The sequence below is a fragment of the Herbidospora mongoliensis genome (assembly GCF_001570545.1).
Classification (GTDB): domain Bacteria; phylum Actinomycetota; class Actinomycetes; order Streptosporangiales; family Streptosporangiaceae; genus Herbidospora; species Herbidospora mongoliensis.
On sequence record NZ_BBXD01000010.1, the window covers coordinates 291,372 to 316,553 of the forward strand.

Sequence of the window (25,182 nt, forward strand, 5' to 3'; positions counted from 1 at the left end):
TGAATGAGTGTTCATTTACTAAGCTGGCACGCCTGGTCGCGAGTTGTCAAATGAACGTTCATTAAGAACAATGAGGGGTCATGAGAGTGCGAGACCCCGACACGAAGAAGCAGCTCCTGCTGGCCGCCGCCCTCGCCGAGTTCGCCGAACACGGCGTCGCCGGCGCCCGCGTCGACCGGCTGGCCAAGCGCGCCGGGGTCAGCGCCGGGCACGTCTACTCCTTCTACGACGGCAAGGAAGGGCTCTTCGAGGCGGTCTACGACGCCGTCGTCGAGCAGACCGTCGACGGCATCCCGATCGACGCGGACGACCTCCCCGAATACGCCGGCCGCCTCTACGACGCGGGCCTGGCCCATCCTCAAGTCATGCGCTTCGTCGCCTGGTACATGCTGGAACGCGGCGAGCACGCCGGGCCGCGCGCCTCGGTCACCGGGGCGATGGCCGCCAAGGTGGCCGTGATAGCCGACGCCCAGCGGCGCGGCGTCGTGACCGACCGGATCGCCCCGGGCGAGGTGCTCTCCCTGGTGCTGACGATCGCGAACATGTGGCACCACCAGGGCGAGGAGACGCGCGCGCTGGTCCCGGCCGAGTCACGCCGGAGCCTGGTCGTCGACTCCGTCCGCCGGCTCGTCGCCCCCTGATCCCGCGACCTTGACGTGAAGATCCTTACAACGCATATTGATCGTTGTAAGGAATTCGGTCAAGAGAAGGGAATGTTAGTTGAGGCGTGCTTCGCAAGCATTAACTCGCTCTTTGTTCGCCCTCCTTTTGGTGCTGACCACAATTCCCCTGTTCTCCAGCCCCGCGTACGCCGACCTCTGGGCCGGCTGCGACAACGCGTCGGGAAGCATGACGGGAGCGCAGACCAACCTCAACAGCTGCTTCTATCTGGACACCGACGACATCGATTTCGACGACATCGAATTCCATCACCCGTCCTGGATCAAGGACACCCTGAAGGACGGCCGCCGTGCTGAGGTGTGGATCGCGGAACAGAACCAGACGAACGACATGATCGGCGAGTCCGCGTGCGGCGCCGGCTGCAGTGTCCGCCTCGACGGCATCGTCCTGTCATGGCTGGACACCTACAGCGACCATCCGATCTACCAGCAATATCTGCTCTGCACGAGCGACGCGTACGCGAATCCCGCCTGCTCGTCCTATCGACGCCTCTACCCCAGCTGGTGATCTCAGCCGGCATACGCAGCAATGGCAGCCGGACGAGGACAGGGGAGTAATTCAGGATGAATGTCGAGTCAGCGAGCCCTTCTTTAGCGCGCAACCGGAATTTCCTCGCCGTCATCGCGGCGGCCGGAGTTCTGGCCACCGTTGTCGGCGCCACCGCGGTGGTCTCCGGCACCCGGGGTGAGGAGACGGACGCCGGTGCGCGGAGTGCGGCGGTGGCTGCTCCGGTGAGCGAGGTGTGGCGGGACGCCGTCTTCACGATGCCGGCCAAGGCTCCCGACGGGGCGGCCTACCGGCCGGTCACGGGTCTGTCCGCGACCGAGATCCTGGTCACCGCCGAGACCTCCTTCGAGAAGGCGTCCCGGCTGGAGATCTACGACTCGGTCGCGAAGACCGGCCGGGTCGTCGCGGAGATGCCGGAACCGGCCGGGATCAAGGGCTACTACGCGCAGCAGGTCGAGGTGGGATCCGCGCACTTCGTGTGGTGGGGGAGCACTCCCAACGACGACGACAAGTGGGCGGATGTCTGGGCGGTCCCCCGGACCGGGGGCGGGGCGATCCAGCTGGCCGAGCTCACCGGTGAGGCCAGTGAGGTGGAGCGTCTCGGGGTCGTCGCGGACGAGGTCGTCTGGTCGGTCCGTTCCGGGGGGATCTACCGGGTCCCCCTCACCGGAGGGACTCCTGAGCGGGTCACGGAGGGCGCGGGGCTGCACCTGCTCGGCTGGCCGTGGGCGAGCGACGTCTCCGGGAACGCGGCGTCCGGGCAGCAGAAGATCGTCAACCTCGAAACCGGGACGACGACCGCGGTGGGTACGCCCGCCTCGGTCCGGGGCTTCCGCTGCGACGAGGCATGGTGCTCGGGGTACACGCGTGAGGGGATGCTCGTCCAGAAGCCGGACGGCTCCGGGCGGCACGTCGCCCCGGGGCTGAGATCCCTTGACCAGCCTGCCCTGGCCGGAGGCTTCCTTCTCGCGGGAGGAAGCAAGACGGCCGACGCGTCCGCCACGGTCGTCTACGATCCCCAGACCAGGAGGGTGGCCAAGATCGGTGATCTGGCGGCCTTCGGGGTGGGGCTCTCCTCGTCCCCCACGTCCGTCGTCTACTGGGATCCCAGTCGGCGCGCCGTCAGAACCTGCGGGAGCGCCGAGGGCGTCGTCGCGCCGGCTCGCCCGTCCAAGAGCTCGACCGGATGCGTCACCCGGCAGCAGGCCGATGGCACGCAGATCTCCGTGCTGAACCTGGCCGCTGTTCGCTGACGGTCGCTACCGCCGGTTCTCCGGTCGGCGGGGTCTCGATCTGTCGTCCATGGCGTCGCTGAGCTGGCGTCGTGAGGTCACGCCGAGTTTTCTGAAGATCTTGCGCAGGTGGTAGTCGACCGTGTTGGCCGACAGGAACAGGCGCGTGGCGATCTCGCCGTTGGTGGCGCCGCCCCGCGCGAGGGTCGCGATCGACACCTCGTGCGGGGTGAGGCCGGTGGCCGCGTCGCCGGAGCCGGGGCGGGCCGGTTCGCCGGTGGCGGCGAGTTCCTTGCGGGCGCGGGCGGCGAAGCCGGTCAGGCCGTGCCGCTCGAAGAGCGTGAGCGCGGTGCGCAGGTGGTGGCGGGCGTCGCGGCGTCGTCTGCGGCGGCGCAGCCATTCGCCGTACAGCAGATGGGCGCGGGCCAGGTCGCTCGGTGAGGGCAGGCCGTCGAGATGGTCCAGGGCCCGCCGATACAGCGCTTCGGCGTGGTCGCCGTGGGCCGGCAGCGCCTGGGAGAAGGCCAGCACCCCCAGCGCGCGGGGGGCGCCGCTGGCGGTGGCGCGGCGGGTGAGCGTCTCCAGCGTCCGTTCGGCGAGCATCCGGTCGCCCGAGCGCAGCGCCGCCTCGACCAGGTCGGGCAGCAGGCGGGTGTGGACGGCCAGGCCGTCGCCGTCGACGAGCTGCCGGAGGACATGGGCGGCCTGGGCGTATTCACCTCGGCCCAGCGCGATCAGGGCCCGGCCGATGCGGCCCTGCGCCTCGATCGCGCCCACGCCCAGCGTGGTCGCGGCCTCCATCGTGCGGGCCAGCCGGGTCTCCAGGTGCTCGCCCTCGCGCCGGGCCAGCAGCTCGGGATGGCGGTGGATCTCCAGCAGGTCTTCACCGGCGCCGGTGGCCGAGCGGATCTGGTGGCACTGGACGATCAGGGCGTCGGCCCGGTCGAGGTCGCCCAGCCTGGTCTCCTGCATCGACCAGGCGTAGAGCGACGCGTCGAGGCTGAATGGGGAGCCCGTCCGGCGGGCCACCTCGACGGTGCGGCGCAGCACGGCGCGTTGGGTGTCGTCGTCCCAGAGCACCATGACCAGGGTGACGGTCAGGATGGACGTGAGCAGGACCTCGTCGTCGGAGGTCGCCGGGTCGAGCACCCGCTCGGCCGCGCGCCGCAGGTGGGGGACGGCCGCCTCGTAGCCGTCCAGGACCAGGATCCGGAAGGCCGTGAGGACGGGATCGTCGCCGCCCAGCTCCCGGGCGGCCGTGGCGATCTCGGTGAGGGTCGTGCCGGTCATCAGATGCCCGGCGGTCACCGCGCTTTCCGCGGCCCGGATCAGCGCGGCCCTCGCCAGTTCCGGGGCGACTCCGGCCAGCACGCGGGCGGCCTCCATGAACACCGCGGGGGCGCGCCCGAAGGCGCCCGGCACGCCCAGCGACGACGACGCGCCGCCCTGGACGATCAGCGCGCGGCCCCGGGTGACGTCGTCGAGATCGGCCTCGTCGAGAGCGCCGAGCAGGGTCTGGGCCTGCATGGGGGCGCCGCCGATGAAGGAGGCCTCGGCGGCGGCGACCCGCCGGCGGTCGCGGTCAGGGCCCTGCGGGGTGAGCTCGGCGGCTCTGGCCAGGTGGATGGCCCGTGCGGCGAAACCGCCGCGTGCCCCGGCCCGTTCGGCGGAGCGTTCGAGTTCGGCCGCGACCCGCTCGTCGGGCCACCGGCACGCGGCGGCCAGATGCCAGGCCCGCCGGTCCGCGTCGGCCGGCCGGGTGGTCGCCGAGGCCAGCGCGCAGTGGACCCGCCTGCGGTTCACGCTGGTCGCGCCGCCGTAGACGGCCGAGCGGATCAGGGGATGCCGGAAGACGGCGGTCCGGCCCACGGCGAGCATCCGGGCCGACTCGGCCGGAGCGGTCGCCGCCGGGTTCAGTCCCAGGGCTTCGGCCGCCGCGGTGATGTGGGCCAGGTCGCCGTCGGGTTCCGCGGCGGCCAGCAGCAGCCAGGTCTGCGTGTCGGGCGGCAGGTCTCTGACCTGCCGGAGGTGGTGCTCCTCCAGCCTGCCGCCGATCGGCAGCGGGTCGGGCAGCGAAAGACCCCCTCTGAGCTGCTCGGACGACAGCTCGCGGCCCAGGTCGGTGAGCGCGAGCGGGTTCCCGGCGGTGGCGGCGACGAGGCGGATCGCGACCCGTTCGTCCAGGGCGCCGCCGACGGTGGTGCGCAGGAGTTCGAGCGCGTCGTGCTCCGGCAGTCCGGTCACCTCGGTGACCGGCAGCCCGGCCAGGCCCGGCAGTTCGGTGCGCATGGCGAAGACCAGGCCGATGCCCTCGGCGTAGGCCCGGCGGGCCACGAAGGCCAGCACGCCCAGCGACTCGTCGTCGAGCCACTGCGCGTCGTCGACGCACAGCAGGACCGGCTGTTCGGCGGTCGCGTCGGCCAGCAGGCCCAGCGTGGCCAGGCCGACCAGGAGCCGGTCCGGGGGCGGCCCGTCGGCCAGCCCGAACGCCACCCGCAGCGCCCGCGCCTGCGTGGGGATCAGGTTCTCGTGCCGGTGGAGGAACGGGATGACCAGGCGGTGCAGCGCGGCGTACGCGAACACCGCCTCCTCCCGCACGCCCGCCACCCGGGCGACCACGGCCTGGGGCGGCACCGTCGACGCGACGTGGTCGAGCAGCACGGTCTTGCCGACGCCGGCGTCGCCGCGCAGGACGACGACACCGCTCAACCCGTCGAGCAGGGCGGCGGCGAAACGATCGAGCGCCGCGCGCTCCCCGGCCCGCCCGATGATCACAGGGGCCACGTCGCTGACCCCATGCTCGTCACCCTTCCCGAAGCGCCGTCCGTGACCTGGCGGGATCGACGCTACGTGGCGGCGTGGCCGGGCGGCATCCGTCAGCCGACGTACGCCGAGGGGCCGAGCGCGTCGCGCAACTGCCCGCGCGCGGTGATGCCGAGCTTGCGGAACAGCCGGTAGAGGTGGGTGCTGACGGTGCGGTGCGACAGGTAGAGCTGCTGGCCGATCTCCCGGTTGGACAGCCCGCCCGCCGCCAGCCGGGCGATGTGCAGCTCCTGCGGCGTGAGCCGGTCGACTCCGCTGGAGACGCGCAGGTCGCTGGTCTCGCCCGCCGCCCGCAGCTCCTGGCGGGCCTTCTCTCCCCAGGCCAGCAGGCCGAGCGCGTCGAAGGCGTCGCGCGCGGTGCGCAGCGGCACCCGCGCGTCCTGGATCCGGCGCCGGCGGCGCAGCCAGATCCCGTAGGCGAGCAGCAGCCGGGCCCGGCCGATGGGCCACGGGGCCGGGTCGGCGTTGAGGGCGTCCAGGTAGAGGCGTTCGGCGTCGGCGTCGTCGGCCATGAGCGCCCGTGCGTGGCGCAGGTTCTGGTGGAGGAGGGTGGCGGGTGTGCGCCTGCCGATCTCCTCCGCCTCGGCCAGGAGCGGCCTGATCTCCTCCCGGTGGGCGGGCAGTGCGGCTTCGAGCAGGTCGGGGATGGCCCACAGCCGGACCAGCGGGTGGAAGGCGACGTCGGCGGGGTCGAACAGGCGCCGCAGGTGGCCGTAGGCGTCCTCGTGCCGTCCGGCGCACAGCGCGATCACCCCTCGGGCGTGCTCGATGAGCACGAGGTTGGAGCTGTTGGGGCGGGCGCCGAGCGCGCGCTCGGCCTCGGCGGCCAGCGCCAGGCCCTGCGCCTCCTCACCCCGGAATCCGGCGACCATCGCCTGCGCGGCGAACGAGGAGGCGTGCCAGCGGTCCTGCGCGGTCTCGCGGGCCAGGCGCTCGGCCTCCTCGGCGGCCAGCAGCGCGCCCGGCGCGTCGCCGCAGAAGAGCAGGCTCCAGACCAGCGAGACCAGCGCCTGGGCGAGCAGCCCCAACCGGCCCTGCGACCGCAGGTCGGCGATGGCCGCGTTGAGGAACGGCACCGCCAGGTCGTGCGCGCCCATCGCGCTGCCCGCCACGCCGAGGATCCTGGACATGGGCCCGTCGAAGCGCCGGTCGCGCAGCGCGGCCAGGCGTTCCATCACGAGGCCGCCGCTCTCGACGGGGCTGACGGTGGCCAGGATCTGCAGCAGCTCCGGGTCGTCAGGACCGGTGGCCAGGTGCTCGGCCAGGGTGACGACGCGCTGCCGCAGGTCCCAGCCGGAGTCGGTCCACCAGCAGCGCAGCGCCGCGGCGCGCAGGAAGTTGAGCGCGAGAGTGCGGTCGGCGACGCTCTCGGCGGCGGCGATGAGCCGCAGGATGCGGGGCGCGCCCTCGTCGCGGTTCTCCTCGCGCACCTCCTTCAGCCACGCGAGCCGGGCCTGCTGGCGTTCGCCCTCCAGATCGGGCTCGGCCAGCGCGGTCAGCTCGGCGATCTGGCCGGTCTGGCCCAGCTCGAAGGACAGTTCGGCGGCGCGCAGCAGCCGTTCGACCCGGGCGCCCCGGTCGTCGCCGACCTCGGCGGCACGGCGCAGCGCCGACACCGCCACGGTGATCGCGCCGCGCCGCTGGGCCCGCGCGGCGACCTGCTCCAGGTCGTCGGCGACAGAGTCGTCCCGGTGGGCGATGGCCGCGGCGCGGTGCCAGGTCCTGCGGTCGGGGTTGCCGGCGTGCACATCGGCCAGCGCCGCGTGGACGGCCAGGCGGTCGGCGACCCCGGCCTTCTGGTAGACGGCCGAGCGCACCAGCGGGTGGCGGAAGTGGATGCCGTCCGCGTCGGCCTCGACCAGCCCGGCGTCCACGGCGGGGCTCAGCGCGTGGGCGGTGGCCGGCTCGCCGGTGACGACGGCGGCGACCTTCAGCGCGGTGGTCAGGTCGGGCCCGTCGTCGGCGGCGGCGGCCAGCAGCAGCAACCGGGTGCCCGGCGGCAGCAGCGCCAGACGCGCGGCGAAAGCGCGCTCCAGGCGCGCGGTCAGCGGGAGGAACTCCAGGTTGCCCGTGCTCGCCGTGGTCAGCGCCCGGGGCAGCTCGACCAGGGCCAGCGGGTTGCCCGCCGCCTCGGCCAGCACCCGCCAGCGCATGCCCACCGGCAGCGCCGGAGCCCGCGAGTCCAGCAGCGCCTCGGCGTCGTGCGGGTTCAGCCCGGCCAGCCGCAGTTCGGCCACGTCGCCGTCGTCGAGGCTGGTGGGGTAGCCGTCGCGGACGGCGAGCAGCAGCACGATCGGTTCCGACCGCACCCGTCTGGCCACGAAGCCGAGCACTTCTGTGGTGGGCCGGTCGAGCCATTGCACGTCGTCCACGAGCATGAGGATCGGCCGCTGCGCCGCCGCCTCGCCGAGCAGGTTCAAAACGGCCAGCGCGATGAGGAACGGTTCGGGGGAGCTCACGTCCGCCATGCCGAAGGCGCCCAGCAGGGCCTCGCGCTGCGGGGCGGGCAGGTCACCGGCCGTTTTGAGCAGGGGGTGCACGAGCTGGTAGAGGCCCGCGAACGGCAGGTGCGTCTCGCTCTGCACGCCCGAGGTGCTCGACACGGTCACCTCACGCGACCGCGCGCGGGCCGCCGCGACCGCCAGCAGCGCCGACTTGCCGATGCCGGGAGCGCCACGCACCACCAGCGCGTCGCCGCGCTCGCGGACGTCGTCCACGAGCGCTTCGAGGCGGGCGGTCTCGCGTTCGCGCCCGATTAAGGGGGTCACTGACCGGCTCCTCCCGTGATCGCCCCCGGATTGTCTCAGGTGTACGTCACGTGACGAATGCCCCTGGTGCGAGTTCCCCCTAAGGTCGGCTGCGGCGTCGACCCCTGGAGCCGTCATGCGCAGATCCGTGCTGGAGCCCGCCGCCAAGGCGCTGGCCGACGCCACCGCTCAGCCCCCCTTCCTGTACGGCATGCCGCCCGCCGAGGCCCGCGCCGCCATCCGCGATCTCCAGCACCCCGAGTTCCTGGTCCCGGGCGTCACGCGGGAACGTCTCACGGACGCCGGCCTGACGCTCTTCCGCCCCGATCACGCCGGCGGTCCGCTGCCCGTCGTGGTCTACCTGCACGGCGGCTGGGTCTTCGGCGGTGAGCACAGCCACGGCAGGCTGGCCCGCGAACTCGCCCGGGGCTCCGGCGCCGCCGTGGCCTTCGTCCACTACAGCCGGGCGCCCGAGGCCCGCTATCCGGTCGCCCTGCGCGAGGCCCGCGCCGCCCTCGGCTGGATCCGCTCGCACGGCGCCGCGCACGGCCTCGACCCCGCCCGGATCGCGGTCGCCGGTGACGCCGAAGGCGGCGCGCTGGCCGCCGCGCTGGCCCTGCTCGACCCCCGTGACCTGGCCGGGCAGCTTCTGCTCTGCCCGGCCACCGACGCCTCCGCGGACACCGGCTCCTACTGGGAGTTCGCCGAGGGCTACTTCCTGCGCGCCGCCGACATGCGCTGGTCGTGGGACCAGTACCTCGCCGACCCGGTCCACCGGGCCGAGATGACCGCCTGCCCGCTGCGCGCCACCGACGCCGACCTCGCGGCGCTGCCCCCGGCCCTGGTCATCACGGCGGAGGCCGACATCCTGCGGGACGAGGGCGAGGCCTACGCGGCCCGGATGCGGGCGGCCGGCGTCACGGCCACCTCCGTACGCTACGACGGGGTGATCCACGGGTTCGTCACCCTCAACGCCCTGCGCGGCACCCACGCCGCCGCGATGGCCATCGACCAGGCCGGGCGCTTCCTGGCCCAGATCCTGCGGAGGAAGTGATCATGACCGCGAAACGGCTCGTCAGCGCCGCGGTGGTGGGCAGCGTCGTGGAATGGTACGACTTCGCCCTCTTCGGACTCGCCGCCGCGCTCGTCTTCAACGACCAGTTCTTCCCGGCCGGCAGCCCGATCGCGAGCACCCTCGGCTCCATGGCCGCCTTCGCCGTCGGTTTCGTCGCCCGCCCGATCGGCGGCGCGATCTTCAGCCACTTCGGCGACCGCGTCGGCCGCCGCCCGATGCTCGCCGCCACGTTGCTGCTGATGGGCGTGTCCACGGCGGGCATCGGACTGCTGCCCACCTACGAGACGGCCGGCGTGCTGGCCCCGATCCTGCTGGTGCTGCTGCGCGTGGCACAGGGGTTCGGCGCGGGCGCCGAGTTCGCCGGGGCGCTGGTCATCGCGGCCGAGGCCAGCGAGCCCCGGCGGCGCGGCCTGTGGACCTCGCTGCCCGGAGCCGGAGTGTCGGTGGGCATCCTGCTGGCCACCCTGGTCTTCACGCTCGCCTCGGCGCTGCCCGGCTTCCAGGAATGGGGCTGGCGGATCCCGTTCCTGCTCAGCCTGGCCGGAGTCGCTCTCGGGCTGTACGTCAGGTCGCGGCTGCCGGAGTCGCAGGTGTTCGAGCGGCAGCGCGAGCGCGGGGTGAGCCGTTTCCCCCTGATGGAGGTGCTGCGGCGCCAGCCCCGGAGCGTGCTCACCCTCTTCTTCGCCACCGCGCCCTACGGAGCGGTGGGCTACCTCATCCAGGTCTTCGTGCTGTCCTACGTCACCAGGACCCTCGGTGTGCCGGCGACGGTCGGCCTGATCGCCAACATCGCCTCCGCCTGCGTGGCCATCGTCGCCGGGCCGCTGTTCGGCCTGCTCAGCGACCGCGTCGGCCGGCGGCCGGTGTTCCTCGGCGGGGCGATCCTGCTGGCCCTGTTCGCCTTCCCGATGTTCTGGCTGCTGGACACCCGCGAGCCCGTGCTCATCGTGCTGTCGGTGACCTTCGCGTACGGGATCGGCATCACCGCCATGTCCGCCGCGCAGGCCGCGCTGTTCGCCGAACTGTTCGACACCCGCTACCGGTACAGCGGCATCGCCGCCGTGCGCGAGTGGGGGGCGGCGCTGAGCAGCGGCCCCGCCCCCCTGGTGGCCACCGCCCTGGTCGCGGCGACAGGCGGCGCGTCATGGCCGATCGCGGCACTGATCGCGGGGTGCGCGCTGATCTGCTGCACCGCCGTGGCGCTGGCTCCGGAGACCCGGGACCGGGACCTGAACGAGCCCGTCAGCACCGCGCCGGCCCCTGTCGGCGCGGTCGTCTGACGGCTGGTCCGGTCAGGACCCGTAGAGGTCCGTCTCGCTCAGGACCGGGCTGCTGTCGTCGGAACGTCCCAGGCGGGACGCGGAACCGAACATGGGTCCCCGCGCGCGCTGAATTCCGGCGAAGCGCCCGAAGCCGAGCGGCCGGGGGATGTCGTCGTAGACGGCCTCCATGCCACCCTTGGCCGAGTACGTCTCGTGCCAGAAACCGGTGCCGCCCGAGTCCCGCAGGAAGTCCAGCCACCACTGCCGGTGCGGCTCGGACCGGGCGTAGGCGAGCAGCGACGGCAGGTCCCGCCAGTACTGGCGCATCCCCATGTTCATCGGGAAGACCGAGTAGAAGACCGGCTCGTGCAGCAGCAGCCCGTCCGGCCGGCTCGCGACCGACTCCTGGATCTTCTTGCCGAAGCCGAGGAAGGTCCGGACCCCGTACAGACGATTCACCCGCATGCCCAGATACAGGACGATGAGGTCGGGATACGCGGACAGGTCGACGGTCTGCCGGGTCACTCGAGTGGGCATCCAGCGCTCCTTATCGCTCGTTTTACACGGCCTTAATGTACGAATGCGAACTTGACTACTACTGAACGAAACCTGGAAAGTGTGAACGGAGACTTCCCTGTCGGCTGTTTCCGCGGATCACAGACGAATTCGAGCGGGAAGCGGCGTGGATAGCTCAGCCCCTCCGGTCCGGGCCGGTAGCGAAGGCCTGCGCCTGCAGATCCTCGGTCCGCTACGGATCTGGCGCGACGGTGTCGAACTCGACGCCGGCCCCCGGCAGCAGGCATATCTGCTGGCCCTGCTCCTGGCCCAGGCGGGCCGGCCGATCAGCACGGGCGAGCTGATCGACCTGATCTGGGGCGACGACGCCCCCTCCAGCGCCCTCAACGTCATCCAGAAATACGTCGGAGCGTTGCGGCGGGCGCTCGAACCCGCGCTCCTCCTCCGCGAAGCCGGTTCGTTCCTGCAGCGCCACGGTGGTTCCTATCTGTTCACCGCCACCCCCGGCACGCTGGACCTCGTCGCCTTCCGGGAACTCGTCGACGCCGCCGAGGCGGCCCTGGCCCGGCGGAGCCGCGAAGCGGCGCTCGACCACTACGTCGCGGCGCTCGGCCTCTGGCGCGGCCCGGCGGGTAACGGCGTCGCCGAGGGGACGACCGCGATGGCGGTCTTCGCCGCCGTCGACGACGAGTTCTACACCACGTGTGTGGCGGCGGCCGATCTCGCGATATCGCTGCGCCAGGCGAAGCGGGTGCTCCCGGCGTTGCGGCAGGCCGCGTCGGTGGCGCTGTTCCACGAACCCGTGCAGACCGCTCTCATTGGCGCCCTCGACGCCACCGGACGCCACGCGGAGGCCCTGTCGGTGTTCCACACGGTCCGCGACCGCCTCGCCGACGAACTCGGCGTCGAGCCCGGTCCGGCGTTGAAGGACATGCACCGCAAGGTGCTGACCCAGCCCTCGACGCCGGCGCCGATCCGGGCGACGACGCCGTCCGCCCTGATCGGCCGGGCCAAGGAGCTGGGCGTGCTGCGGGACGTCGTGGAGAGGGCGCTCGCCGGGAGCACGGCGATCGGCGTCGTCGAGGGCGAACCGGGGGCGGGGAAGACCCGCCTGCTGGAAGAGGCCGCCGCCGTGGCGGTCCGGCACGGCGCACTCGTCGTCTGGGGCTCCTGCCTGCAGGGCGACGGGACGCCGGCGATGTGGCCCTGGGAACAGGCGCTGGGCGCGGTCGTCGACAGCCTGCCCGCGCCGGAGCGGGAGAAGTGGCGCGCGGGCGAACTCGGCGGCCTCCTCGAAACGCGCGACGACGACACCCGGGCGGTTCCCGACGACACGGCCCGGTTCCGGCTGTTCGAACAGGTGGTCGCCGTCGTCGGCCAGGCCTCGGCGCGACGGCCGGCACTCCTGATCCTCGACGACCTCCAATGGGCCGACGCCGCCTCCCTCCAGCTCTTCAGCCATCTGGCGGGCCGGTTGCCGGGCGGCGCCGCGATGATCGGCGCGCTGCGCGACCGCGCCCCCGCAGTCGATTCCGGCCTGTCCCGGGTGCTGGCCTCGGCCGGCAGGCTGCCCGGCCACCGCAGGTTCCGGCTCGGTCCCCTCGACCCGGCCGCCGTGGCCCAGCTCATCCGCCGCGAAACAGGCCACGACCCCGGCGACGGCGTCGCCCGCACCATCCACGCCCGTACGGCGGGCAACCCGTTCTTCGTCCGGGAACTGTCACGGCTCCTCGGCGCGGGCGGCGTGCTCGGCGACGCCGGGGTGCCGTCCACCGTGCGCGACGTGGTCCGCGATCGGATGGCCGGCCTCGACGACCGCGCGCGCGACCTGCTGCACGTCGCCGCGCTCATCGGCCGCGACGTCGAACTCAGGCTGCTCTCCCGCGCCGCCGGGGTCGACGTCGCCGACTGCCTCGAACGCCTGGAGCCCCTGCAGGCCCTGGGTCTGCTGGAGACCCACCCGGAAGACCCCTTCTCGCTGCGCTTCGCGCACGACCTGGTCCGCGAGTCGGTCTCGGAGACCACGGCGCGGCAGCGGGCAGTCCGGCTGCATCTCCGTGTCGCGGACGCTCTCGAACAGACCCACGCGGACGACGAGTCCGTCGCCGAACGGCTCGCCTACCACCTGTGGGCCGCCGGACCTCTGAGCGAGCCGGTCCGCACCGCGGCGGCGCTGGTGCGGGCGGGGCACCGCGCGGCGTCCAAGCTCGCGTTCGAGGCCGCCGGCCGGCACCTTCAGTCGGCCGCGCGGATCGCGCGGACGGCGGGACTCATGGAGCTGGAACTGTCCGCCCTCACCCTGCTCGCCATCGTCGCCAGAAGGCAGGCGGGGTTCGGCGGCTCGACGTTCGACCTGCTGGAGCGCGCCGAATACCTGGCCCGCGCCCTCGGCCGGGACGCGGAGGCCGCCGACTTCCTCTTCATCCGCCTGATCGGGGCCTACACGACCATCGACGAGGACCGCGGACGGCTGGCCCGCCGGATGCTCGAACACGGCCAGGCGTCGCCCGATCCGACCGTCCGGGTGTACAGCCGGCAGGCCTGGGGCCTGCACCAGTGGGACATCGGCAACATCGGCGCGGCCTTCCGGTCCTTCACCGCGGTCGACGGCGGCCCTTCCGTCTCGGCGCGGGAGGAGACCCCGCTCCGGCGCGACGGGGGCATTCCGGGGGAGGGGCCTGGATGGCAGGCCGTGACGACCGCGCTGCACGGCGACGTCGACACGGCCCTGGCCTTCGTCGACACCTGGGACGACCCGGGCGACTCCTACGCCGTCTCGGTCTGGGCCTACTACACCACCATGATCGCGTCCATGGCCGGTGACGCCGCCCTGGCGAGGCGGGCCGGTGAGCGGTGGGTCGCCGCCGGCCTCGACCGTCTCAACGCCCAGATCGACCACTACATCCGCCTGAACTGGTGCTGGGCGCGTGCCCTCACCGGCGACGACCCGGCCGGTGCCGCCGCCGAGGCCGAACTGCTGCTGGCCGACCACTTGCTCGATCCGCCGAGGTGGGGGATAGCCCACCACTACGGACTGATCGCCGACATGTGGCTGGCGGCCGGGCGTCCCGAGCGGGCCGCCGCCGCTCTCGACCGGGGCGACCGGGCCCTCGGTGCCTATGGCCAGCGCTACGCGGAGGGCCTGCTCCTGCTGCACCGGGCGCGCTTGCTCCAGGCCGCAGGAGAACCCGTCGCCGTGGTCCGGGCCTCAGCCGAGAAGGCCCACGCCCGGTCGGCCGAACGCGAGGCCCATCTGTTCGCCCGGCGCGCCGAGAGGTTCCTCGCCGGGCTCTGACCCGTCACCCACGCACCCGCCGCACCACGGCGTACGCGATCAGGATCGCCACGAGGCACGGCGCGCCGACCGTCCACGCGGTGCGGAACATCTCGATGAACAGCATGCCGACCAGCAGAGCGCTCATCGCGACCGCCGCCGCGGCGCTGGTAAGCCCGCCGCCGGGGAGCGACAGCGGCGAGCGGCGCACCTCGTCAGACGTGCGCCGGCGGCGGAAGGCCGCGTGCGTGGCGAAGATCAGCACCCAGGTCGTGACGGCGCCGAACGTCGAGATGCCGAGCAGCTTCGCGAACGCGTCGTCGGGCGAGACCATGGACACCGTCACCGCGAGGGGCAGCCCGACGGCCGACGCCGCGACCGCGTTCACCGGCACGCCCGAACGGTTGACCCGCATCGCCCACGCCGGGGCCTGGCCGTCGACGCCGAGCGAGTGCAGCGTGCGGGTCGACACGTAGAAGGTCGTGTTGAGCGCCGAGAACGCCGCCGTGAGCACCACGAAGTTCATCACCGCGGCGGCGGTCGGCAGCCCGGTCCACTCCAGGATCCGTACGAACGGGCTCGCGGTCAGCCCGCCGTCGGGCACCCGGCCGACCGCGTGCGAGATCGACACCACGACGGCCATGCCGAGCAGATAGAACGCGCTCAGCCGCAGGATCGTCGAGCGGGCGGCGCGGGGAAGGTCGTGGCCGGGGTTCCGCGACTCGGCGGCGGTCAGCGCGAGCGTCTCGGTGCCGCCGAAGCTGAAGGTCGCCACGATCAGCGCGATCACCAGGCCGGTCAGACCGTGCGGCAGGTACGACGGCGCGTCGGTGAACGCCGACAGCCCGATCGCGGGCCGGTCGGGCAGCCCGACGGCGATGAACACGACGCCGAGCACCACGAACGCCATGATCGCCGAGACCTTGACGGTCGAGAACCAGTATTCGAAGGTCCCGAAGGTGCGCACCGGGAACAGGTTGATCGCGACGACCGAGACGGCCGTGAGCACCACCGGGAGCCACAGCGGCGCCCCCGGCCACCAATATCGGATGTAGATCCCCACGGCGACGGTCTCGGCCCCGGCGGCGATCGCGACGACGCCCCAGTACAGCCACCGCTGGGTGAACCCGGCGAGGGGGCCGAGGTAGTGGTAGGCGAACGCGCCGAACCCGTTGAGCCCGGGATTGGCGGCGGCCATCTCGACGGCGGCGTAGGTGAGCGCGGCGGCGAGTGCCGCGGCGACGAGATAGGCGAGCAGCACGGTCGGGCCGGCCATGGACACGGCGAGGCCCGAGCCGAGGAACAGCCCGGTGCCGATGACGCCGCCGATCGTGACCATCCCGATCTGGCGCGAGGTGAGGCCGCGATGCAGCAGGGTGTCGTCCACGGCTGCCGCGGTCAACGGGTCGGCCAAGCGGATGTCGCTCACGGTGCCGCGCTACTCGACTCTCGACTTCGGCGGCGAGTAGACGGCCCAGACGTGGAAGGCCGCACCGATGCCCCAGAAGACGATCGACCACATGGGCCAGAAGAAGTTGTCCGAGTCGTAGAGGTACCACACGATGACCTGGGCCAGATTGGCCGCGAGATAGCAGAACAGGTGGATCCTCAGGCCCCATGCCTTGGCGGCTTCGCTCTTCTTGTAGTTCATGCTCGCACGCTAGATCGGCGTACTTGACGATCCGTGAACAGGTCGTTCAGTGATCATCCACAAGCCCGGCCCACCATTCGAGGTGCGAACACGACACCTTGAAAGGTTCACATCATGACGACGACCCGCCGAGCGGTGCTGGCCGGATCCGTAGCGGTCGCGACCGCCGCCGTACTGGGAACCTCCGAGGCCCAGGCACGTCCCCGGCCGAGGAAACCCAAGCCCACCGTGGTGCTCGTCCACGGCGCCTTCGCCGACGCCTCCGGCTGGAACGGCGTCGCCGCCAGGCTGATCCGCGACGACTATCCGGTGATCGCGCCGGCGAACCCGCTGCGGAGCGTGGCCTCCGACGCCGCCTACCTTGCCTCCGTCCTCGCCACCATCAGCGGCCCGATCGTCCTCGCCGCCCACTCCTACGGCGGGATCGTCATTACCAACGCGGCGACCGGCAACCCGAACGTGAAGGCGCTCGTGTACGTCGCGGCCTTCGCCCCCGACCAGGGCGAGTCGCTGGTGCAGCTGCAGACGAAGTTCCCGGGAAGCAGGCTCGACGAGTCGAAACTGGACTTCCGCCCCTACGCCGAGGGCCTCGTCGACGGCTACATCAAGAAGCGGTTCTTCCGGGAGGTCTTCGCGGCCGACGTGCCGAAATCGACCACCGACCTCATGCACGCCGGCCAGCGCCCCGCCGACGCCCGCACGCTCGGCGAGCCCTCCGGCGTCCCCGCGTGGAAGACCATCCCCTCCTTCTACCTCGTCGCCCGCGACGACCGGGTGCTCCCCGCGCGGGCGCAGCGGTTCATGGCGAAGCGGGCCAGGTCGGAGGTCCGCGAGATCGGCGCCTCGCACGTCGCGATGATCTCGGAGCCGGGCGCGACCGCCGACCTCATCAAGCGCGCCGCGCGCTGAGGCCACGATGCATGGACGTGCGTACGCGGGCCAGTGCACCGCAGAGGAGACGCGGCACACCACCGCCGGGTCGCCCATCAGGAATCCGAGACTGACACTGTTCGCGCTGGCGCTGGGCACCTTCGCGATCGGCACCGGGGAGTTCGGCAGCAACGGCATCATCCAGCTCTTCGCGTCGGATCTGGGGGTCTCGATCCCCGTCGCCACGCACGCGATCACCGCCTACGCCTTCGGGGTGGTGATCGGCTCCCCGGCGATCACCCTGCTCGCCGCCCGGGTGAACCGGCGGACGCTCCTGCTCGGCCTGGTCGTGCTCTTCCTGGTCGGCAACGGGCTGTCCGCGGTGGCTCCGGACATCACGTCGCTCGTGGTCTTCCGGTTCGTCGCGGGCAGCGTGCAGGGGGCGTTCTTCGGCGCCGGGGCCGTCGTCGCCGCCTACGTCTACGGACCTGGCCAGGGCGGCAAGGCGTTCGCCACGGTCATGGGCGGGCTCACCATCGCCACCATCGCCGGGTCGCCGCTCGGCACCCTCATCGGCCAGCACGCCGGCTGGCGCGTCATGTACTGGGCCGTGGTCGCCGTCGGCCTGGTGGCCGGCGCGGGCCTGGTGGCCTGGCTACCGCGTACCGACGACCTTCGCGGCGGTTCCATCGGGAGCGAGCTGACCGGCCTGCGCAGGCTGAACGTCTGGCTGATGGTCGTCGTCGCGTCGCTCGGCATCTCCAGCATCTTCGCCGTCTACACGTTCATCGGCCCGTTCGTCACCGACGCCGCGCTGCGGGACGCCGCGCTCATCCCGGTCGCCCTCGCCGTCTTCGGCCTGGGCATGGCGGTCGGCAACCATCTCGGCGGCCGCGTCGCCGACAGATTCGAGCACCGCGGCCTGATCTGGGGATACGGCGGCGTCCTGGCGCTTCTGGTGCTGATCGGCGTGGCCGGGAGCGACCTGCTGATCCTGCTGCCCTGCCTGTTCGGCGTCGGCGCGACCATGATGTTCGCCATCCCCACCATCCAGGTCCGGCTGACCGCCTTCGCCCCGGACGCCCCGACCCTGATGGGCGCCCTCAACCTGGCCGCCCTCAACCTGGCCAACTCCCTGGGCGCGATCGGCGGCGCGATCACCCTCGCCGCCGGCTGGGGCGTCCTGTCCACCGTCTGGGCCGGCTTCGCCCTGACCACAGCCGGTCTTCTCCTGTACGTCATGACCATCGCCCGGCGGGCCGCAGGTCAGGTGATCTTGCGGCGGTAGGCGGCCATCGCGAAGGCGTAGGTGACGATCAGGATGCCGACGCACCAGGCCAGGGCGACCCAGATGCCGGTGCCGACCGGCTGCTGGGCGAACAGGTCGCGGATGGCGTTGACGATGGAGGTCACCGGCTGGTGCTCGGCGAAGGCGCGGACCGGGCCGGGCATGCCGTCGGTGGGGACGAACGCCGAGCTGATGAACGGCAGGAAGACGAGCGGGTAGGCGAACGCGCTCGCGCCGTCGATGGTCTTCGCGGTGAGGCCGGGGATGACGGCGAGCCAGGTCAGCGCCAGGGTGAACAGGATCACGATGCCGGCCACCGCGAGCCACGACGCCAGGCCCGCCGAGGAGCGGAAGCCCATCAGGAGGGCGACCAGCACGACGACCACGACCGAGCACAGGTTGGCGACCAGCGAGGTCAGCACGTGGGCCCACAGGACGGACGACCGGGCGATCGGCATCGACTGGAACCGCTCGAAGATGCCGCCCTGCATGTCGAGGAAGAGCCGGTAGGCGGTGTAGGAGATGCCGGAGGCGACGGTCATGATCAGGATGCCGGGCAGCAGGTAGTTCACATAGGAGTCCGACCCGGTCTGGATCGCGCCGCCGAAGACGTACACGAACAGCAGCAGGAACATGATCGGCATGATCGTGGTCGTGATGATGGTGTCCACGCTGCGGGTGATGTGGCGCATGGAGCGCCCCAGCAGGACACCGGTGTCGGCGAAGAAGTGAGTGGTCATCGGGGGTCCTTGGAGTCGGCGCCGACGAGGGTGAGGAAGACGTCTTCGAGGGTGGGCTGCTTCTCGATGTACTCGACCTTGGCGGGCGGGAGCAGCTGCTTGAGTTCGGTGAGGGTGCCGTTCACGATGATCTTGCCTTCGTGCAGGATCGCGATCCGGTCGGCGAGTTGTTCGGCCTCGTCCAGGTACTGCGTGGTGAGCAGGACCGTCGTGCCCTGGCTGGCGAGTTCCCTGACCGAGGCCCAGACCTCGAGGCGGGCCTGGGGGTCGAGGCCGGTCGTCGGCTCGTCGAGGAAGATGACCGGCGGGTTCCCGATGAGGCTCATCGCGATGTCGAGGCGGCGGCGCATGCCGCCCGAATAGGTGGCCACCCTGCGGGCGCCCGCGTCGGTCAGCGAGAACCGTTCGAGCAGGTCATCGGCGATCTTGCCGGCGTCTTTGAGGTGCCGCAGCCGGGCGACCATCACCAGGTTCTCGCGCCCGGTGAGGATCTCGTCGACGGCCGCGAACTGGCCGGTGAGGCTGATCGACTCCCGCACCTTCGCGGGCTGGGCGGCGACGTCGAAGCCGTTGACGACGCCGGTCCCCGCGTCGGCCTTGAGCAGGGTGGACAGGATGCGCACGACCGTGGTCTTGCCGGCCCCGTTCGAGCCGAGCAGCGCGAAGATGCTGCCCCGCGCCACCTCGAAGTCGACGCCGCGCAGCACTTTCAGTTCCTTGTACGACTTCTCCAAGCCCCGTACTCGGATCGTTTGACTCATCGTTGTCTCCTCCGTGGAGCGCGCTACTCAATGATGCTGACTACCGCTACAAAGTAACACTGACTACTGGTACATAGCAATGCTGAATAGCGGAGACGCAAGGACTTATACGCATAAGCATACGTATATGCTGGAGCGCATGACAAGGCGCCGGTACGACCGTGCTGTCCGGGGACTCCGGAGATCAGCCGACGTGGACGATGGGCCGGCGGGCCGGATCGGGTTCGGCCTGGCGCAGGACCTCGCGGGTCAGGGGCGGGATGTCGCCGCCGCCGAAGACGAGGTAGCGCAGCAGGGCGCCGATGGGGTTGCCCTCGGCGGCCCAGTGGAAGTAGACGTGCGGGGTCTTGCCGGTCTGGTCGCGCAGATGCAGCAGCAGGGCCGCGATGGCGTTGGCGACGGTCGTGCTCTGCATCCGCAGCACCCGGAACCCGTGCCGCTCCTCACCGATCACGCGCAGCTCCCCGGCGAACTCCGAGGCGTCCGGGACGGTCACCTCCAGGAACAGCAGGCCCTCCCGGGTGCGCAGGCGGTGCAGCTCCCAGGCCTCGCGCGCCTTGTCGACGTACTCCTTGGCCTCTCGCCCGTTGGGCTCGTTGGCGACGATGTAGAGCTCGCCCATCTCGTTGACGAACCGGCGGGCGGCGTCGTCCAGGCTGATGCTGGTCACCCGCAGTTCGGTGGAGCGGGTCGCGCGGGAGATGAGCGAGACCACCACGATGGCGAGCACGAACAGCAGCGCGATGACCAGGCCGTCGGGGCGTTCGATGATGTTGGCGACGGTGGCGTAGGCGAAGAACAGGGTGACCACGCCGAAGAAGAGCGCCTGGCGGGTGCGCCCTCTCGTCCAGGCCGACAGGGCCACGGCCACCGCCGCCGACAGGATGAGCGCCAGCACGCCGGTCGCATAGGCGCCGCCCTGCGTCTCGACCTCGGCGCCGAAGACCACGGTGATCAGGAAGGCGATGGCGGTGAAGACCAGCACCATGGGCCGGGAGGCGCGCACCCAGTCGGGCGCCATGCCGAAGCGGGGCAGGTAGCGCGGCACGATGTTGAGCAGCCCGGCCAGCGCGGACGCGCCCGCGAACCACAGGATGGCGATGGTCGACAGGTCGTAGGCGGTGCCGAACCAGTCGCCGAGATACAGGTGGGCCAGATAGGCCAGGGCCCGGCCGTTGGCCGAGCCGCCCTCGGCGAACTCCGCCGGCGGGATGAGCACGGTGGTGGCGAAGCTGGAGGCGATCAGGAAGACGCTCATGATCAGCGCGGCCGTGGTCAGCAGCTTGCGCGTGCCCTTGACCCGCTCGGCGACGTCACCCCTGACCAGCGGCATGACGGCCACGCCCGTCTCGAACCCGGACAGCCCGAGGGCGAGTTTCGGCATCACGTAGAGCGCGACGGCGACCATCGCCATGGGGCTGGCGTAGTCGGTGTCCAGCGTGTTCTGCCAGCCGACGAGCTTGTCCGGCGCGGTGAGCGCGTGCTGGAGGGCGACGCCCACCACGACCACGTTGAGCGACAGATAGACGGCCACCAGCACGACGGCGACCGAGATCGCCTCGCTGAACCCGGCCAGGAACACCGCGCCCAGCGCGGCGATGAGCGCCAGCGTGACCGGCACCTGCCAGTCGCCCAGGAAGTGCGGCACGAACGGGTTGTGCAGGATGTGCGCGGTGGCGTCGGCGGCCGACAGCGTGATGGTGACGATGAACGCCGTGGCCACGAACCCGAGCAGGAACAGCACCAGCAGCTTGCCGCGCCACCCGGGCAGCAGCCGCTCCAGCATCGACAGCGAGCCCAGCCCATGAGGGCTCTGCTCGGCCACGGCCCGATAGGTCGGCAGCGCCCCGAACAGCGTCAGCGCGACCAGCACCAGGGTGGCGATAGGGCTGAGCGCCCCCGCCGCCAGCGCGGCGATGCCCGGCTGGTAGCCGAGCGTGGAGAAGTAGTCGACCCCGGTCAGGCACATGACCTGCCACCAGGAGTGCTGGTGCTCGGGCGGCTCCTCGTCGTGCGACCCTCCGGCCAGTCCTTCTGGACGCTTCAGACCCTTGAGGAGCCATCGCCGCACTGTGTGTTCCCGGAGCGTGCCGGTCACCGGGCCACCTTCGTATCGGGGCAAGTCAGACGAGTGCACACGCTACTGAGGCCGCGTATGGAACTCGTCAAGGCGGGGCGTCAAGAAAACGTAAAAAATCCGGACGTCAGGTCACGCAACACCCGTCGGTGCATCTACCGGAGGCCGAGCCCGGCCGTCGAGTGTTCGGCCTCACCGGCGTCGTCAGGGGATGCGGACGGCGAGCAGGGCGATGTCGTCTGTCGGGTGGGGGCCGGGGATGCGGGTCGCGAGGGTGTGCAGGAGTTCGTCGAGGGGCTGGTCGTGGTGTTCGGCCAGGAGGCGGATGGCCAGGGCGATGTCGTGCTCGACGTCGCTGCCGGGCCGGTCGATGAGGCCGTCGCTGTAGAGCAGGAGCGTCGACCCGGACGGGAGCGCGCGCCGGTGGTCGAGGCGGGGGTGCGGGTGCAGCTTGGGGAAGATCAGCAGGCCGTATTCGAGGAGCTGGTCGACCGTGCCGTCGGGGTGGAGCAGGAGCGGGCGGGGGTGGCCGGCGTTGGTCCAGGTGAAGGTCCAGGCTCCGGCGGTGTCACGGTCGAGCTGGCCCTGGACGAGGGTGCCGGAGGCGGTGATCGGCAGGTTGTCGCAGGCGTATTCGAGAGCGGTGACGGCCGCGGCGGGTCCCTGCCCGGGGTGGTCGATCACCGCCTGGCGGAGCATGTTGCGGACCTGGCCCATCAGGGCCGCCGCGTGGATGTCGTGGCCGGTGATGTCGCCGATCGTGACGGCCAGGGAGACGTCGACGCCCTCATCGGCGGGGATGACGAAGGCGTCGTACCAGTCGCCGCCGACCAGGTCCTTGGCGGCGGCGGGCTGGTAGAGGGCGGCCATGGCCAGGCCGGGCACATCGGGGAGATCGGTGAGCATCGCGGTCTGGAGGTTCAGCGCGGTGTCGTGTTCGTGCTGGAAGCGGGTGGCGTTGCCCAGGGCGAGCGCGGCACGGTCGATCAGCTGGAAGAGGAAGGGGCGCTCCAGATTCGTCCGGGCGGCGGCGGTCAGCCCGCTCAGCTCCACGGCGCCGATGTAGTCGCCGCCGTAGATCAGCGGCAGGACGAGCCGGTCGTCGGCCGCCTCGCCCGTGCCGTGCAGGAGCCGCCGGGAGGAGTCGGGGGTCTTCTCGTGCAGCCAGATGCTGGTCGTCTCGCCGTAGGCGGGGGTGAGGTGCCGGGCGAGGGTGGCCGCGATCGCACCGGGATCGAGGCTGGTGTTGAGCTGGTGGGTGATGTCGGCGAGCAGCTGGATGCGGGTCGCGGCGGCCCGGCGCTGGCGGGTGGTGGTCAGATGCGTCCGTACGCGGGCCAGCAGCTCGGCCGTGGTGAAGGGTTTGACGAGGTAGTCGTCGGCGCCCTCGTCCAGCCCCTCGATGATCGCCTCGGTGCCGGCGCGGGCCGACACCATCACCACCGGGATGTCGCTGGTCGCCGCGTTCCGCCGCAGCGCCTTCAGCAGGCCGAAACCGTCGAGCCTCGGCATCATCACGTCGGTCAGCACCAGCTCGGGCGGCTGCCGTAGGACGCTCTCCAGGGCGGCCTGGCCGTCGCCGACGGCGCGGACCCGCCAATGGGGTGACAGCGCCCGGACCAGATGCGCCCGCATGTCGGCGTTGTCGTCGACGACCAGCACCTCGACCGGGCCGCCTGACTCGTCGCGGTGATCGGCGCCGTCGACCCAGCTGAAGGCTTCGCTGACGTACACCGCGGCCTCGGGCTCCTCACGCGTCCGCACCGGCGCGTTCGAGGCGGCCGCCGCCGCGGTCGCGCGGAAGGGCAGCAGGGCCGTGAAGGTGCTGCCCCGGCCGGGTTCGCTGGTCACCTCGATGGTGCCTTCGTGCCGGTGCAGCAGGTCTCTGACCAGGGAGAGCCCGATCCCGCTGCCCTCGACGCTGCGGGAGGCGCTGTCTTCGACCCGGTGGAAGCGGTCGAAGATGAGCGGCAGCTCCTCCGGGGAGATGCCGACCCCGGTGTCGGTGACGCGCAGCCGGGCGCGGCCGTCGTGGGCGTCGACGCCGAGGGTGATCCGGCCGCCGAGCGTGTACTTGAAGGCGTTGGACATCAGGTTGAGGACGATCTGGTCCCAGGCCGGGCGGTCGACCCAGACCGGTTCGGGCAGCGGACGGCAGTCCAGAACGAGGGTGACGCCGCCGTGTTCGAGGGCGGGCCCGAACAGCGCGGCCAGTTCGGCGGTGTAGGCGGAGAGGTCGACGGGCTCGAACCTGAGCTGGTCGGCGTGGCCGGCGCTGGTGAAGTCGAGCAGGGTGTTGACGTGGCGGAGCAGCCGCAGGGCGTTGCGGTGGACCATCTCCACCTGCTCGCGCTCCGGTGTGGCCGGGTCGGCCAGCAGGCCCTCCAGCGGTCCGAGCATGAGGGTCAGCGGGGTGCGCAGCTCGTGGCTGACATTGGCGAAGAAGGTGGTCTTGGCCCGGTCGAGCGCGGCGAGGCGTTCGGCCCGGTGCCGGGCGGCGTCCAGCGCCGAGGCGTCGGTGATCGCCGCCGCGACCTGGCCGGTCAGCAGGTTCAGGAAGGTCCGGTAGGCGGCGTCCAGCGGGCGCCCGGGGTTGATCCCCACCACCAGGAACCCCGCGGGCTGATCGGCCGCCGTGATCGGCAGCACCAGGGCCCGGGACGGCGGCGCGAACCGATCGCGCGCCATCCGCTCCAGCCGGGGGTCGGCCGGGCAGCCGACCTCGACCGGCCCGCCCAGGGCCTCTCCCAGTGGCCACGCGCCTCCCGAATGGAGCGGCACGACCGGGGGAGCCGCCGCGTCACCGGCGACCAGCCCGGCCGCGGACACCAGCACGGTCTGGTCGCTGCCGGGCTCCAGCAGGTAGAGCAGCGCGAAGGGCACGTCGACCGGATGACGGGCGAACACCTGCGCGGCCCGCTCGCACGCCTCGGCCGCCGACCCGGCGGTGCGGGTGTGCTCGCTCAGCTCGGCCTGGACGGCCGTCCGCCGCGCCCCCACCACCTCGGCGGTGGTCTCGGTGACGGTCGCGAACACCCCGCCGACCTCGCCCGTCTCGGTGATGATCGGGCTGTAGCAGAAGGTGAAGTAGCACTCCTCGGCGAACCTGCCCCGCTCCAGCACGACCGGGAGGTCTTCGAAGAACGCCGACTCCCGGTCGGCCACGACCCCCGCGAGCATCGGGCCGACGAGATCCCACGTCTCCGACCAGACCTCGCGCGCCGGCCGTCCCAGGGCCGCCGGATGCTTGGACCCCAGCACCGGGATGAAGGCGTCGTTGGTGAGCTGGATCATCTCCGGCCCCCAGAACACGAAGCACGGGAAGCGCGACACCAGGCAGAGGCTCACCGCGCTGCGCAGCGACTGCGGCCACCCGGCCATCGGCCCGATCGGCGAGCAGGACCAGTCGTGGGCCGCGATCATCTCGCCCATGAGCCCGCCGGCCATGAGCACAGCTCTCATCGCTGCGGGCGGTTCCTCGAACCGCTCCGCCGAAGGCCCGGTCACGGCGACATCATCCCAGGATCATGCCGCCCTTCCCCGCCGGCAGGCTGCCGTTTTCCCGAATCGCGATGAACCTCCGGGTTGGACGCGAAAAAGCCCGCATCCGGCGACCGGCCAGACCCCTGGGACCGGACGTCGGATGCGGGCGTGCAACCTCCTAGTGCCCGTGGAGGA

At 71.8% G+C, this 25,182-nt stretch carries 17 protein-coding genes; 8 read left to right on the plus strand and 9 right to left on the minus strand.

The features are described 5' to 3' along the window. The first annotated feature begins 80 nt into the window (after positions 1-80). From AW272_RS10155 to AW272_RS10165, 3 genes are all read left to right on the plus strand, one after another. Positions 81-641 (plus strand): TetR/AcrR family transcriptional regulator, encoded by a 561-nt coding sequence (locus tag AW272_RS10155; protein WP_066363020.1) that lies wholly within the window; start codon positions 81-83, stop codon positions 639-641. A 112-nt stretch (positions 642-753) separates the two neighbouring features. Further along, the gene (locus AW272_RS10160) at positions 754-1,188 is read left to right on the plus strand and encodes a hypothetical protein (protein WP_066363023.1); all 435 of its coding nucleotides are present in this window, start codon (positions 754-756) and stop codon (positions 1,186-1,188) included. A 56-nt stretch (positions 1,189-1,244) separates the two neighbouring features. Beyond that, positions 1,245-2,441 carry a hypothetical protein gene (locus AW272_RS10165; RefSeq protein WP_157518460.1) on the plus strand — a complete coding sequence of 399 codons (1,197 nt, stop codon included), beginning with the start codon at positions 1,245-1,247 and terminating at the stop codon, positions 2,439-2,441. A 6-nt stretch (positions 2,442-2,447) separates the two neighbouring features. On the opposite strand, the gene AW272_RS10170 is transcribed toward AW272_RS10165, so the two are convergent. After that, positions 2,448-5,204: a helix-turn-helix transcriptional regulator gene (locus AW272_RS10170; protein ID WP_083958171.1), complete on the minus strand. Its 2,757-nt coding sequence runs from the start codon at positions 5,202-5,204 to the stop codon at positions 2,448-2,450. 92 nt (positions 5,205-5,296) lie between these two features. Beyond that, positions 5,297-8,011, minus strand: a complete 2,715-nt coding sequence (locus tag AW272_RS10175) for an ATP-binding protein (protein ID WP_218010836.1) — start codon at positions 8,009-8,011, stop codon at positions 5,297-5,299. A gap of 115 nt (positions 8,012-8,126) precedes the next feature. Between AW272_RS10175 and AW272_RS10180 the strand changes: the two genes are divergently transcribed. After that, on the plus strand, positions 8,127-9,044 hold the full coding sequence (locus AW272_RS10180) for an alpha/beta hydrolase (protein ID WP_066363029.1): 918 nt from the start codon (positions 8,127-8,129) through the stop codon (positions 9,042-9,044). Positions 9,045-9,046: 2 nt separating this feature from the next. Then, positions 9,047-10,345, plus strand: coding sequence for an MFS transporter (locus AW272_RS10185; protein ID WP_066363031.1), 1,299 nt, complete (start codon positions 9,047-9,049; stop codon positions 10,343-10,345). 12 nt (positions 10,346-10,357) lie between these two features. Here the strand turns inward: AW272_RS10185 and AW272_RS10190 are convergent, their stop codons facing one another. After that, complete coding sequence (locus AW272_RS10190) at positions 10,358-10,864, minus strand: monooxygenase family protein (RefSeq protein ID WP_066363036.1); 507 nt, start codon at positions 10,862-10,864, stop codon at positions 10,358-10,360. Between the two features lie 145 nt (positions 10,865-11,009). Here AW272_RS10190 and AW272_RS10195 point away from each other — a divergent pair, with 145 nt between their 5' ends. Next, positions 11,010-14,138, plus strand: coding sequence for an ATP-binding protein (locus tag AW272_RS10195; protein WP_066363040.1), 3,129 nt, complete (start codon positions 11,010-11,012; stop codon positions 14,136-14,138). A 4-nt stretch (positions 14,139-14,142) separates the two neighbouring features. Here AW272_RS10195 and AW272_RS10200 read toward each other — a convergent pair whose 3' ends face one another. Both AW272_RS10200 and AW272_RS10205 read right to left on the minus strand, forming a co-directional pair. Then, positions 14,143-15,546, minus strand: a complete 1,404-nt coding sequence (locus tag AW272_RS10200) for an amino acid permease (RefSeq protein WP_218010837.1) — start codon at positions 15,544-15,546, stop codon at positions 14,143-14,145. 9 nt (positions 15,547-15,555) lie between these two features. Next, positions 15,556-15,768, minus strand: coding sequence for a 2TM domain-containing protein (locus AW272_RS10205; RefSeq protein WP_066363042.1), 213 nt, complete (start codon positions 15,766-15,768; stop codon positions 15,556-15,558). A gap of 114 nt (positions 15,769-15,882) precedes the next feature. Here AW272_RS10205 and AW272_RS10210 point away from each other — a divergent pair, with 114 nt between their 5' ends. Beyond that, entirely contained in the window at positions 15,883-16,677 is a 795-nt protein-coding gene (locus AW272_RS10210) for an alpha/beta fold hydrolase (protein WP_066363044.1), read from the plus strand. Between the two features lie 7 nt (positions 16,678-16,684). Further along, entirely contained in the window at positions 16,685-17,926 is a 1,242-nt protein-coding gene (locus AW272_RS10215; RefSeq protein ID WP_066363047.1) for an MFS transporter, read from the plus strand. On the opposite strand, the gene AW272_RS10220 is transcribed toward AW272_RS10215, so the two are convergent. The 4 genes from AW272_RS10220 to AW272_RS10235 form a co-directional block, all read right to left on the minus strand. Then, complete coding sequence (locus AW272_RS10220) at positions 17,905-18,666, minus strand: ABC transporter permease (protein ID WP_066363048.1); 762 nt, start codon at positions 18,664-18,666, stop codon at positions 17,905-17,907. The two genes, AW272_RS10215 and AW272_RS10220, sit on opposite strands and share 22 nt — an antisense overlap. Next, complete coding sequence (locus AW272_RS10225; protein WP_066363051.1) at positions 18,663-19,427, minus strand: ABC transporter ATP-binding protein; 765 nt, start codon at positions 19,425-19,427, stop codon at positions 18,663-18,665. The genes AW272_RS10220 and AW272_RS10225 overlap by 4 nt, the downstream gene beginning before the upstream one ends. A 184-nt stretch (positions 19,428-19,611) precedes the next feature. Continuing rightward, a complete protein-coding gene (locus AW272_RS10230) occupies positions 19,612-21,525 on the minus strand; it encodes an APC family permease (protein ID WP_066363054.1) in 1,914 nt (637 codons plus the stop codon). Between the two features lie 183 nt (positions 21,526-21,708). Beyond that, complete coding sequence (locus tag AW272_RS10235; protein ID WP_157518461.1) at positions 21,709-24,966, minus strand: SpoIIE family protein phosphatase; 3,258 nt, start codon at positions 24,964-24,966, stop codon at positions 21,709-21,711. Between the last annotated feature and the right edge of the window lie 216 nt (positions 24,967-25,182).